The 12,582-nt window shown below is 61.1% G+C and carries 13 protein-coding genes; 11 read left to right on the top strand and 2 right to left on the bottom strand.

Annotation, left to right across the window (positions count from 1 at the left end):
• Positions 1 to 43: 43 nt before the first annotated feature.
• The gene (locus ACSQ3I_RS15705) at positions 44 to 472 is read left to right on the top strand and encodes a L,D-transpeptidase (protein WP_436000421.1); all 429 of its coding nucleotides are present in this window, start codon (positions 44 to 46) and stop codon (positions 470 to 472) included.
• Between the two features lie 40 nt (positions 473 to 512).
• On the opposite strand, the gene ACSQ3I_RS15700 is transcribed toward ACSQ3I_RS15705, so the two are convergent.
• Complete coding sequence (locus ACSQ3I_RS15700) at positions 513 to 1,238, bottom strand: Crp/Fnr family transcriptional regulator (protein WP_436000420.1); 726 nt, start codon at positions 1,236 to 1,238, stop codon at positions 513 to 515.
• A gap of 171 nt (positions 1,239 to 1,409) precedes the next feature.
• Here ACSQ3I_RS15700 and hemN point away from each other — a divergent pair, with 171 nt between their 5' ends.
• From hemN to ACSQ3I_RS15655, 9 genes are all read left to right on the top strand, one after another.
• Entirely contained in the window at positions 1,410 to 2,759 is a 1,350-nt protein-coding gene (gene hemN / locus ACSQ3I_RS15695; RefSeq protein ID WP_436000419.1) for an oxygen-independent coproporphyrinogen III oxidase, read from the top strand.
• A 105-nt stretch (positions 2,760 to 2,864) separates the two neighbouring features.
• Positions 2,865 to 3,143: an acyl carrier protein gene (locus tag ACSQ3I_RS15690; RefSeq protein ID WP_003502893.1), complete on the top strand. Its 279-nt coding sequence runs from the start codon at positions 2,865 to 2,867 to the stop codon at positions 3,141 to 3,143.
• 15 nt (positions 3,144 to 3,158) lie between these two features.
• A complete protein-coding gene (locus tag ACSQ3I_RS15685) occupies positions 3,159 to 3,635 on the top strand; it encodes a 3-hydroxyacyl-ACP dehydratase FabZ family protein (protein ID WP_436000417.1) in 477 nt (158 codons plus the stop codon).
• A 12-nt stretch (positions 3,636 to 3,647) separates the two neighbouring features.
• Positions 3,648 to 4,853 carry a beta-ketoacyl-ACP synthase gene (locus ACSQ3I_RS15680; RefSeq protein WP_436000416.1) on the top strand — a complete coding sequence of 402 codons (1,206 nt, stop codon included), beginning with the start codon at positions 3,648 to 3,650 and terminating at the stop codon, positions 4,851 to 4,853.
• A gap of 12 nt (positions 4,854 to 4,865) precedes the next feature.
• Complete coding sequence (locus ACSQ3I_RS15675; protein ID WP_436000414.1) at positions 4,866 to 6,152, top strand: beta-ketoacyl-ACP synthase; 1,287 nt, start codon at positions 4,866 to 4,868, stop codon at positions 6,150 to 6,152.
• A gap of 157 nt (positions 6,153 to 6,309) precedes the next feature.
• A complete protein-coding gene (locus ACSQ3I_RS15670) occupies positions 6,310 to 7,338 on the top strand; it encodes a zinc-binding dehydrogenase (protein WP_436000413.1) in 1,029 nt (342 codons plus the stop codon).
• A gap of 3 nt (positions 7,339 to 7,341) precedes the next feature.
• On the top strand, positions 7,342 to 8,274 hold the full coding sequence (locus tag ACSQ3I_RS15665) for a lipid A biosynthesis lauroyl acyltransferase (protein WP_436000412.1): 933 nt from the start codon (positions 7,342 to 7,344) through the stop codon (positions 8,272 to 8,274).
• Positions 8,275 to 8,551: 277 nt separating this feature from the next.
• Positions 8,552 to 9,274, top strand: a complete 723-nt coding sequence (locus ACSQ3I_RS15660; RefSeq protein WP_436000410.1) for a PAS domain-containing protein — start codon at positions 8,552 to 8,554, stop codon at positions 9,272 to 9,274.
• A gap of 448 nt (positions 9,275 to 9,722) precedes the next feature.
• Complete coding sequence (locus ACSQ3I_RS15655; protein ID WP_436000409.1) at positions 9,723 to 10,403, top strand: PAS domain-containing protein; 681 nt, start codon at positions 9,723 to 9,725, stop codon at positions 10,401 to 10,403.
• Positions 10,404 to 10,480: 77 nt separating this feature from the next.
• Here ACSQ3I_RS15655 and ACSQ3I_RS15650 read toward each other — a convergent pair whose 3' ends face one another.
• On the bottom strand, positions 10,481 to 10,882 hold the full coding sequence (locus ACSQ3I_RS15650; RefSeq protein WP_436000407.1) for an SRPBCC family protein: 402 nt from the start codon (positions 10,880 to 10,882) through the stop codon (positions 10,481 to 10,483).
• A 162-nt stretch (positions 10,883 to 11,044) separates the two neighbouring features.
• Between ACSQ3I_RS15650 and gndA the strand changes: the two genes are divergently transcribed.
• On the top strand, positions 11,045 to 12,478 hold the full coding sequence (gene gndA, locus ACSQ3I_RS15645; RefSeq protein ID WP_436000406.1) for an NADP-dependent phosphogluconate dehydrogenase: 1,434 nt from the start codon (positions 11,045 to 11,047) through the stop codon (positions 12,476 to 12,478).
• Positions 12,479 to 12,582: the final 104 nt, after the last annotated feature.

Raw genomic sequence — 12,582 nt, 5'->3', positions numbered from 1 at the left:
CCTGACGGGCCTTGGGGTAGGTTCAATTGAAGAGGGGATTCATATGAAGAAGTTTATTGCTGCCGTCATGGCATGTTTGTTCTTCCAGTTTCAGCCGGTTGTCGCCCAGGCTGCAAATCTTGTCGCCAACGTCGATATCACCCGCCAGACGATGACCGTTTCCCAGAACGGCATCGTGCGGTATCGCTGGAAGGTTTCGACCGGCCGCAGCGGCTTCGGCACGCCGACCGGCAACTACAAGGCCAAATGGCTTTCGAAGAACCACAGGTCGCGCAAGTATAACAACGCGCCGATGCCTTATGCGGTCTTTTTCAAGGGCGGATATGCGATCCACGGCACCAATGAGACGAAACGTCTCGGCCGTCCTGCCTCGCATGGCTGCGTTCGTCTCGACCCGCGCAACGCCGCGCAGTTTTTCGCCATGGCAAGCACCGCAGGCCTCGGCAACACGCGCATCGTGATCAGCCATTAAGCGAAGCCTGTTGGACCGGAAGCGCCTGTCCAGGCGCTTCTCAGTCGTTTCCGGCGGCGTTGTTCAACCTGTCAAGGTCCGGCACGGTCACGTGCCGGTTGTTTTCGATTGTGATGATGCCGAGCTTGCGCAGCTTGGTCATTTGCCGGCTAACCGTCTCGATGGTCAGGCCGAGGAAGTCGCCGATATCGGCGCGTGACAGCGGCAGGTCGAATGTGGCGCAGTCGGCGCTGTCGGGATCGATATGCGTCGCGATCATGTGGAGAAAGCTTGCGACCTTTTCCTGCGCGGTCTTGCGTCCGAGCGTCAGCATCCAGTCCCGGGCATCGTCGAGTTCCTGCAATGCCTGGCAATGCAGGCGATGCCCCAGTTCCGGCGTTTCGGCAATCATGCGGTCAAGGACGGAGCGGGGGAAGGAGCATATTTCCGTATCCGTCGCCGCTTCCGCCGTCAGCGTGCTTTCGTGTAGGAAGGGGCGGCCGAGAAAGTCCGGGGAAAACTGCAGGCCGACGATCTGCTGGCGCCCGTCGGACATCATCTTGCTCAGCTTGACGACACCGCGCAGGACGCTGGAATAGCGGCAGACGGATTCGCCCTGGCCGACGATCTCGCAACCGGCGGCAACTTCGCGACGGACGGAGTGCCGGTTGAGTTCGACCAGCTGGCCGGAGCTGAGTGCGCCGCAAATTCCGCCATGCCGTGCTTCGCAGGAGCGGCAAACAACCGGGATCTGCGAATTGTGGATGTCATTGCGCGCTACGTCCATGGGCGTCGGCCTCCGAATGGTTACACGCTGTTCTAATAACAAAGCGGCCTCGTTATCCTTGACTTTCGTCAAATTGGGCGCGGGTTCGTCCACTTGATCGAAATCAAAGTCGTCGAAGGGGCAGCGGTCTATTCCGGCAGGCATGATAAATGGTCGAGCCGAGGTGCCGCGATGACTGAAACTCTGTCGAGCCGAATCACTGCTTCGGTCCCCCGTTACACCAGCTATCCGACGGCGCCGCATTTCCACGCCGGCGTCGATGCCGACATCTACCGGCAATGGCTGGCGGAACTGAAGCCCGGCCAGCGGCTGTCGCTGTACGTCCATATTCCCTATTGCGATCGCCTCTGTTGGTTCTGCGCCTGCCATACCAAGCAGACGCTGCGGTACGAGCCGGTCCGCAGCTATCTGCAGAGCCTTGCTGCCGAGATCGCGACCATTGGCGCGCTTATCCCCGCTGGTGTTACTGTCGGGGCTCTGCATTTCGGCGGCGGCTCGCCCACCCTGGTGGCGCCGCAGGACATGATCGATCTGGCCGACCGGCTGAAGCAGCATTTCGACTTTGCGGCGGATGCGGCCATCAGCGTCGAGATGGACCCCAACGATCTCGACGAGGCCCGCTACGACGCGCTGGCGGCGATCGGCATGACGCGGGCAAGTCTCGGCATCCAGGATTTCAATCCGAAGGTTCAGGAAGCGATCAATCGTATCCAGACCTTCGAGCAGACACGCGGTGTGGTCGAGGCCGTGCGTCGTCGCGGTGTGCGTTCCGTCAATTGCGACGTGCTCTATGGCTTGCCGCACCAGACGCTGCAGACGCTGGAAAACACCATCGACGATGTGCTGTCGCTTTCCCCCGATCGGATCGCGCTGTTCGGTTATGCCCACGTGCCGTGGATGAAGAAGCACCAGACGATGATTCCCGAGGCCGACCTGCCGGACGCAGCAGAGCGCTATCGCCAGATGATGTCTGCCGCCGCAAAGCTTGTCGACGCCGGTTATCAGGCGATCGGCATCGATCATTTCGCCAAAGCCGACGACAGTCTGGCAATCGCTGCCCGCAACGGCGCGCTGAAGCGGAATTTCCAGGGCTATACCGACGATGCGGCTGATGCGCTGATCGGTCTCGGCGCGTCGGCAATCGGTTTCCTGCCGCAGGGTTATGTCCAGAACATGCCGGCGACGGGCGAATACCAACGCCTCGCCGACGCCGGCGGGCCGGCCGTCATCCGCGGCATCGCCCTGACCGACGAGGACCGTCTGCGCGCTCATGTCATCGAGCGGATCATGTGCGATTTTGCCCTGTCCTTTGAGGATCTGCGGGCGCGTTTTCCCGACGGGGCGGAGACCATCGTCGCGGAAGCCCGCCAGTTGGCGGCGACCGATGCGGAGGCGCTTTGCCGGGTGGATTCGCAAGGTTTCCACCTGACGGCCGAAGGCCGGGCGATGGCCCGCAGCGTCGCTGCCGCCTTCGACGCCTATCTCGGCAACGGCAAAGGCCGGCATTCGATGGCCGTTTGATCACACCCTTTGCCAAAATGACGATGCCTCGGAACTGACCATTGGCTTTTCAGCGATCTTTCCCTATGAGGGGAAGCTGAATTGACTTTTTTATGAGGTATTGGCGTGACTGCTACATTCGACAAGGTTGCCGACATCATCGCGGAAACGAGCGAAATCGATCGCGAAACCATTACGCCGGAAAGCCATACGATCGACGATCTCGGAATCGATAGCCTCGACTTCCTCGACATCGTTTTCGCGATCGACAAGGAATTCGGCATCAAGATCCCGCTGGAACAGTGGACCCAGGAGGTCAACGAAGGCAAGGTCTCGACCGAAGAGTACTTCGTGCTGAAGAATCTCTGTGCGAAGATCGACGAGTTGAGAGCCGCCAAGGGCTGAGCGGGAACACCCGTCATGTTGCTGGAATACTTCCAGATGATCGACCGGGTTGAGGCCGTCGACCTCGGCAGCGGGACCTTGAAGGCCCGTTCCGTCGTCCCCGCCAAAAGCCCGGTTTTCGAAGGCCATTTTCCCGGCATGCCGTTGGTGCCGGGCGTGCTTTTGATCGAGACGATGGCGCAGGCATCCGGTTTCCTCGTTCTTGCCGCCACGAATTTCGCTGCAATGCCCTTCTTGATGTCGGTGGACGGCGCGAAAATGCGCAGTTTCGTCGAACCCGAAGCCGTGCTGGATATCGAGGTTTTCCTCGAGCACGACGGTTCCGGATTTGCCGTGACCAAGGCCAAGATCGCCAGTGCCGGTAAGAAGATCTGCGATGCGCAGCTGAAGCTGCGCACAATGCCGTTCGGCGAGGTGCCGCTGGCCGACGTTGTGCGGCAGCGGGCGGTCGAAGTCGGATTGTTGGATGCCCTGTCTGCATCGGCAGGCTGAGAGGAACATGCCATGGTTAAGTCTCAAAACGATGTGGTGATCACCGGCATCGGCATCGTCACGTCTCTCGGCGTTGGCAAGGATGCCCATGTTGCCGTGCTGACGGGTGGCCAGGCGCCGCAACTGCGGGTCAATGCGGAGGAATTCGCGCCGTATCCGGTGCATCCCCTGCCGGAAATCGACTGGTCGCAGCAGATCGCCAAGCGTGGCGACCAGCGACAGATGGAAAACTGGCAGCGTCTCGGCGTCTTTACCGCCGGGCTGGCGCTTGACGATGCCGGCTTCAAGGACAATGCCGAAGCCTGCAGCACCATGGACATGATCGTTGGAGCCGGCGGTGGCGAACGCGATATCGCGGTCGATTCGCTGATCATCGACGAAGGCCTGAAGCGCAACGATCGCGAGCGGCTTCTCAACGAGAAGCTTCGCACCGAATTGCGCCCGACATTGTTCCTGGCGCAGCTTTCCAATCTGATGGCCGGCAATATCTCCATCGTCCACAAGGTGACGGGGTCGTCGCGGACTTTCATGGGGGAAGAGGCGGCCGGTATTTCCGCCATCGAGACTGCTTTTGCCCGCACCAAGGCAGGTCAATCCACCCACACGCTGGTCGGCGCGGCCTTTGTGGCGGAACGCGCCGACATCATCCTGCTGGTCGAGGGCATCCGTGCCCATGCGACCGGTGACTGGCAGCCGCTGTGGTCACGTTCGCCGGACAATGGCGGCGGCATGGTTCTGGGTTCTGTCGGCACCTTCCTGGTGCTGGAATCCCGCGAGCATGCAGAGGCCCGCGGTGCGCATATCTATGCTGCGATCGATGCGATCGAGGGCGACCGCGGCAATCGTGCCGATGGCCGGCTGGAAAGCCGCCTGACGCGCCTCGCCGGCATGGCCGCCGATGTTCCTGCCGACGACCTGCTGGTGCTGTCCGGCGCCAGCGGTCTTCCGGATATCTCTTCCCGCGAGAAGGCAACGCTCGAGGCTCGTTTCCCGGGGGCGACCCTGCGCGGTTACGGCGGTGCCACCGGCCATGCCGTCGAAGCGCAATTTCCGCTCGGCCTGGCGCTGGCAGCGCTTGCCATCGATGCCGGGGCGAAGGTGCCGGCTTTCGACGCCGGCAACGAAAAGCCGATGGAAAAACCGGCAGCGCATGCGCTCGTGACCACCGTCGGCTATACGCGCGGCGAAGGCATGGCGCTGCTTTCGGCCAACAATTGAGAGGTGGAGATCATGACGGCTTCTCGTTTTACCGACCATCTCGGTCGTCCGATCATCGCAGTCACCGGCATGGGCGTCATCACGTCGCTGGGGCAGGGGCTCACCGATAACTGGAATGCCCTGACATCGGGTGTCTCCGGCATCCACGCGATCAAGCGCTTCCCGACGGAAGGGCTGTCGACGCGCATCAGCGGCACGGTCGATTTCATCTCGCTGCCGGCGGCGAATGCCGTCGAGCGCTCTTATGCCTTCGCTCGCGAAACCACCATCGAAGCGCTGGCGCAGGCCGGGCTGTCGGGGGATTTCGAGGGGCCGCTGTTCCTCGCCGCACCGCCGGTCGAACCGGAGTGGTCGGATCGTTTCGCGCTTGCCGATCGTGCCCCGCCATCCTCCCAGGAGGGCGACGCCTACGACCGCTTCCTCGCCGCCATGCGCGAAAAACCTGACCCGGCTTTCTTCGAGGCCGCCCAGTTCGGCTCGATCTCCGAACGCCTTGCCGACCGGTTCGGCACCCGTGGCCTGCCGGTGACGCTGTCGACCGCCTGCGCCTCCGGCGCCACGGCGATCCAGTTGGGCGTAGAAGCCATCCGTCAGGGCCGCACCGACCGTGCCCTGACAGTGGCGACGGACGGTTCTGTCAGCGCCGAAGCATTGATCCGCTTCTCGCTGCTGTCGGCCCTGTCGACCCAGAACGATCCGCCGGAAAAAGCCTCCAAACCCTTCAGCAAGGAGCGGGACGGTTTCGTCATCGCCGAAGGTGCCGCGACTCTAGTGCTGGAATCGCTGGAATCGGCCATTGCCCGCGGTGCCCGCGTGCTAGGGATCATGAAGGGTTGCGGCGAGAAGGCGGACCATTTCCACCGCACGCGCTCCTCGCCCGACGGCGCGCCGGCGATCGCGACGATCCGGGCCGCCTTGGCCGATGCCGGCATCGGCGAGGACCGTATCGGCTACATCAATGCGCACGGCACCTCGACGCCGGAAAACGACAAGATGGAATACGGTGCGATGTCGGCGGTTTTTGGCTCGCGGTTGTCGACGATTCCGGTCTCTTCCAACAAGTCGATGATCGGTCACACCCTGACGGCCGCCGGCGCCGTCGAAGCGGTCTTCTCGCTGCAGACGATGCTGACCGGCACGTTGCCGCCGACGATCAACTACAACAACCCGGATCCGTCGATCGTGCTCGATGTCGTTCCGAACAAAAAACGTGACGCCGAGGTCGGTGCTGTCCTGTCGAATTCCTTCGGGTTCGGCGGCCAGAATGCCAGCCTTGTCATGGCGCTTGAACCAGTCTAAGGCCTCGGCCATTGATGGATAGGGACGTCATCCCCGGCCTTGCCGGGGATCTGGAAGCGTCGAGAAAAATAATGAAGGTCGGCACATGCCCGAGACAGGCTCGCGCATGAGGATGAGTGCGTAGTGACGCCTCGTCAGCCCCGGAAGGAAACATGATATGCGTGCCCTGCAGCTGATCGATGACCGGAAACTCGAAATAACCGACCTGCCGGAGCCGGATGCGCCCGGTCCGGGCGAGGTAACGTTGCGGGTCAAGGCCGTGGCGCTGAACCACATCGACGTCTGGGGCTGGCGCGGCATGGCCTTTGCCAAGCGCAAGATGCCGCTGGTGATCGGCGCGGAAGCGGCCGGTGTGGTGGAAACCATCGGTCCGGGCGTCGGCAACGTCCTGCCGGGGCAACTGGTGTCGATCTATGGCGCCCGCACCTGCGGCCTCTGCCGCCCCTGCCGCGAAGGTCGCGACAATCTCTGCGAACATGTCGGCGGCGTACACGGCTTCCACCTCGACGGTTTTGCGCAGGAGAAGGTCAACCTGCCTGCGCGCCTGCTGGTTCCGGCACCGCCCGGTGTCGATGCGGTCGGCGCGGCGCTGGCGCCGGTGACCTTCGGCACCGTCGAGCACATGCTGTTCGACAATGCCAAGCTTGAGCCGGGCGAGACCATTCTGGTGCATGCCGGCGGCTCCGGCATCGGCACGGCAGCGATCCAGCTTGCCCACAAGATGGGCTGCACGGTGATCACTACCGTCGGCTCCGACGACAAGATCGAGAAGGCAAAGGCGCTCGGCGCCCATCACGTCATCAATTACCGCACCGATCGCTTCGAGGGCGTGGTGCGCAAGCTGACGAAGAAGAAGGGTGTTGACGTCGTCTTCGAACATGTCGGCGCCGATACATGGGCCGGATCGATGCTCTGCCTCAAGCGTGGCGGACGGCTGGTCACCTGCGGATCGACCTCTGGTGTTTCCACCAACATGAACCTGATGATGCTGTTCCAGCAGCAGTTGAAGTTGCTCGGTTCCTTCGGCTGCCGCATGGAGAACATGGCGGATGCCATGCAGAAGATGGCACGCGGCCTCGTCCATCCGGTCATCGACACCGAGGTGCGATTCGAGGATATCGATCGCGCCCTGGAGCGCATGGAGGGCCGTCAGGTGTTCGGCAAGATCGTTTTGAGGATGGATTGAGCCTTGGAGCTGTTCATCACCCGCATCGTCCTGAAGGTAAGGCACTTCCGGCAGTGGCTGATGGCGCAGCTCGCTTTCGCTTTCCTGAACATCCTTAAGCTTTTGCCCGCCGATGCGGCGATGAATTTTGCCGACCGGCTGATGCGTTTCGTCGGTCCGCGGGTGAAGCGGCGGCACAAGCTGATGCTGACCAATCTGCGCAACGCCTTCCCCGAAAAGGATGAAGCGGAGATCGCCGAGATCGCGCTTGCCAGCTGGGGCAACATGGGGCGGCTCGCGGCGGAATACATTTTCCTCGACGAGCTCTTCGATTTCCATCCGGACAACGAGAAGCCGGGTCGGGTGGAAGTTTCCGGCGTGCCGCTGTTCATGGACCTGCGCGACAATCCGCGGCCCTTTATCGTCTTCACCGCGCATACGGCAAATTTCGAATTGCTGCCGGTGGCGGGCGCCGCGTTCGGGGTCAAGTCGACGGTGCTTTTCCGTCCGCCGAACAATCCTTACATCGCCGAGAAGGTCTTCCAGTTCCGCGCCGCGCGCATGGGCCGTCTCGTTCCTTCGCATGCCGGATCGTCCTTCACGCTGGCGCGAACGCTGGAGGCGGGCGGCAGCGTCGGCGTTCTCGTCGACCAGAAATTTACCCGGGGTGTCGCGACGCGCTTCTTCGGTCAGCCGGCGCAGACCAATCCGCTGCTGGCCAAGCTGGTGCGGCAATTCGGCTGCGAGGTTTATCCGGCGCGCTGCGTGCGCCTGCCGGGCAATCGTTACCGCCTCGAACTCGAGCCACGGTTCATCCTGCCTTACGATGACGACGGCAAGCTCGACGTCAACGCGACGGCCCAGATGCTGAACGACAAGGTCGAATCCTGGGTGCGGGAATATCCACAGCAGTGGTTGTGGTATCACGACCGCTGGAACATCAAGAACACGCTGTAAAAACGAGCAATTTCAATCGGCTCGTTCGTTTTCCGTCATTGGTGTCGCACGCCTGCGATAAAGCTTCGGCCAAGTTTCCGTCCCTAATATCCTCTAGTTGAATCATGGTTCAGCGCGTGTAAACTCGATATTAACGCCTTTTAATACGCGGCGTCCGGCGCGGCCGATATCGAGCAATTGTCCGCACTGCAGCCATGAAACGGATGTGCTTCTGAAGAAATATTTCTGGAGAAATACGATGCGCGTCCAAGGTTGTGGTAACCAGGGGAGAATGGAGTTGAAGGAACTCATAGATCTGTTTTGGGCAAAATACGCGGAACTGAAGATGGCGGTGGAAACCGGTCAGGAGCGCTCTCTGGTCAAGCTCGACCGTGAAGTCGAAGCCCTTCTGGAACGTATTTTCGAACAGACTGCGACGAATGCGCTGGAAATCCAGATGCAGTTTCTGGTCGCCATCGAATTGCTGAAGAAGGAGGCGGAGGACCGTTGCTGCGTGCTGCGTCATGCCGAAAATCTGCAGCGTGTGGTCGAGCGCCATCTGTTGCCGGGAGCGGGGAGTGAACTGCTTCCGCGACTGGCGCAATTGTCGTCGCTGGCTCTCACCGTGCAGGCTTCGACGCGGGAGGATGCCATCGACATCGCCATGCTCGAAAACCTTCCGGACCGTGCCGCGATCATTTCCCCCGATTATCGTTATCTGTTCAGCAACAAGGCGAATGCCGTTGCCCACGAGATGCTGCAGGAGCAAATCAACGGTTGCCATATCGGCGAATTCGTTGGCCTGCACCGCTTCGTCCAGGGGTTCAAGGACAAGCTCGATCGCGCCTTTGCCGGCGAGGCTGTGGAATATACCTACGCCGAACAGGTAGACGGACGGACGCGCGTGATGCGTTGCCGGATGTCTCCTTATCGTGGTCCGCAGGATGCGCATCTGGTTGGTGCCTTGCTGATGATGGAGGAGATCGCCGACCGCCGGCAGCCGCGCCCCACGGCAGCCTGACGTCTCCGCCCGACGAGGCTGAGGCTTAGGGCCGCCGGGCGGAGCGTTCCCTTTCTGCGTGCATGAGGTTTTCCGCAAGGAGCTGCGTGCGATGCCAGGCCGCACTTTTGTGCGGCTTTTTTCATGCGTCTCCAACGGCTTAGCTGCTGCTCACATTTCAATTGGTTATGCATATACTGATTGAATGTGAGGGGGATTCATGTTATGCTTCTTCTAATTGTATGACAGTAATATTTTAGGCTGCGCGAATGCAGCTCGCTTTGACCTCTGTGGCGGTTTCGCGGTGCGATCTGTAGCGGAAACAAGGACTTGGAACGGATCGCGTGAATTCGAACACCGCGATGCGTTCCAGGGAGACAATGGATATTGAAACATAGAGCGCGTTGGAATGGCTAAGGATGCGGAGCAAACGCTACTGTCTTTGTTCGAGGCCTTCGCGTTAAAATGTATGCAACTCCAGCAGGCAGTCCGCTTTGGCGACGACAATCTGGTGCGTGTGCTCGACCGTGAACTGGGGCCGTTGATCGAGGCGGTGCTGGCCTACCGGGCGGAGGGCATCGTCGGCATTTACATGCAACTGCAGTTTCTTAGCAATCTAATCCGGGAAGATGCGGACGACCGCTCCAGCGTCATGCGGCATTCGGCGGCGTTGTCCGTTCTGCTGGATCGTTATCTGGGCGGCAATGCCGCGGCGAAATATGCGGCGATGCTGAACAAGCTGAGCTGGAAGCGGGCGGCCGACACGGCGCATCCGGAGAATGACAGTTTTCTGAATGAAGTCATCCTCGATGCCTTGCCGGATCGCATCGCCGTCGTCACGACGGATTACCGTTTCCTGTATTTCAACCCGGCGGGTGCCGCCTATCTAAAAAAACATCCGATCGAACTTGTCGGGCGCCATGTTGCCGATTTTGTCGGAGCGGATTGTTTCGAGGGACGGTTGCGGGGCAACCTCGATCAGTGCTTCGCGGGGGCCAAGATGGAGTTCCAGATGGCGTGCAAGATCGTCGAGGAACGCGAAACGACGATGCGGTTCCGCCTTGCGCCATTGCGGACGCGGTCGGATGCGGCATTCGGGGCGGTTCTTGTATGGTCGGATGCCGTCCAAGCCGCCAGCGCCTCGGTCTGAGGGGCGCTCGGAGCCTTTCCGCTTTTTTCCGATGCAATTCCGGACGGAAGATCGTTGTGGCGATCTATCGGAATTGATCAGTCTTCCATGATCGCTTTCAACGCGGCGAGGTCTTTTGCGACGTGTGCTGCATCTGCTGCGAAAGCGCTGTCGTCCATGCCGGGAAGTCGGAGCAGGGTGAACATCACCTCGGCGCCATCGCCATTCGGCACCACGCGTAAGGCATTGTGCACCAAGAGGCCATTCTCCATCGTCACGGTATGATCGATGATGCCGTAGTTGTTTGGAGGCGCAAATCGCACCCGGACCGTGCCGACCGGTCCGCCATCGGCAAGCCACTCCCCGCCTTGCTGCGTCAATCCGGATGCCAGGCCGGAGGCCCAAAGCGGCATGTTCTGCGGCTGCGCCGCGAAATCGTAGACATCCTGCCAAGGGCGCTCGATCGTCGTGTGCACCACGCGTGCGGTCATTGTGTTCATGATGTTGCTCCTGTCGCGAATAGCTTAGGGCGTTGCACGGGAACTGGCCAGAGTGCGACATGTGAAATTTAATCGTTTGAAGCCAATCCGCCTTGCCGTTTGCCGTTTTGAGTGCCACAACAGCCAGCATTAAATGCCAAGGATTCAATTGGAGGCTTTTGCGTGGAACAGGCAGAAATCGGACTGATCGGGCTCGGAGTCATGGGCTCGAACTTGGCGCTGAACATTGCGGAAAAAGGCAATAAAATTGCCGTTTTCAACCGCACTCCGGACAAGACGGATGAGTTCGTGGCCGCCGCCGGCGACTTGCGTGGCCAGATCGTGCCGTGCAAGACGATCGAGGAATTCGTTGCCGCCATCCGCCCGCCGCGGCCGATCATCATCATGATCAAGGCCGGCGACGCCGTCGACCAGCAAATGGAGCTTTTGAAGCCTTATCTGTCCAAGGGCGACATCATGATCGATGCCGGCAACGCCAATTTCCGCGACACGATGCGCCGCTTCGACAACCTCAAGGACAGCGGTCTGACCTTCATCGGCATGGGCGTGTCCGGCGGTGAGGAGGGGGCCCGCCATGGCCCGTCGATCATGGTCGGCGGCACCGAGGAGTCCTGGAAGCGCGTCGAGAAGGTGCTGACCTCGATTGCGGCGAAATACAACAACGAGCCCTGCGTCGATTGGTTGGGTGAGAACGGCGCCGGCCATTTCGTCAAGACCATCCACAACGGCATCGAATATGCCGACATGCAGATGATCGCCGAAATCTACGGCATCCTCCGCGACGGCCTGAAGATGAGCGCTGTCGAGATCGCCGACGTGTTTGGCGAATGGAACAAGGGCCGGCTCGAATCCTACCTGATCGAAATCACCGAGAAGGTGCTGCGCGCCACCGATCCGATCGCCGGCGGTCCGATGGTTGACATGATCCTCGACCAGGCGGGCCAGAAGGGCACCGGCAAGTGGTCGGTCATCGAAGCGCAGAACATGGGCGTGGCCGCCACGGCCATCGAAGCCGCCGTTGCCGCCCGTATCCTCTCGTCGCAGCGCGGTGAGCGTCAGGCTGCGGAGGGCATTCTCGGCCTGCCGTCGGTGACGCCGGCTGCCGTTTCCGACCGTAAGGCATTCATTGCCGATCTCGAAAACGCGCTGCTTGCGGCCAAGATCGGCGCTTATGCGCAGGGTTTTGCCGTAATGTCCGCAGCGTCGAAGGAGTTCGGCTGGAACCTGCCGATGCCGACCATCGCCAAGATCTGGCGGGCTGGTTGCATCATTCGCTCGCAGTTCCTCGACGAGATCACCTCGGCCTTCACCAAGGACCCGCATGTCGCCAACCTGATCGTCACTCCGGCCTTCGCCGGCATGGTGAAGGATACGGATGCCGCCCTGCGCCGCGTCGTTTCCTACGCCGCTCTTGGTGGCCTTCCGGTTCCGGCACTGGCTTCGGCCCTGGGCTATTTTGACGCCTATCGCCGCGGTCGCGGCACGGCCAACCTCATCCAGGCCCAGCGCGACTTCTTCGGCGCACACGGCTTCGACCGCCTCGACGGTGCCGATTCGCATCACGGCCCGTGGGGTAGTGGCGCGAGTGCGGCCTGAGGTCGGGGCAAGACAAGACACCTCCGCTTCCGTCATTCTCGGGCTTTACAACAAGCCCGGGGATCACGGAGGAGGGGTTTCCTGACTCTGTTATTGATCAGAGC

It is taken from the genome of Rhizobium sp. LjRoot30, assembly GCF_964253915.1.
Classification (GTDB): Bacteria; Pseudomonadota; Alphaproteobacteria; order Rhizobiales; family Rhizobiaceae; genus Metarhizobium.
This window is presented reverse-complemented; position numbering and strand designations above follow the sequence as displayed.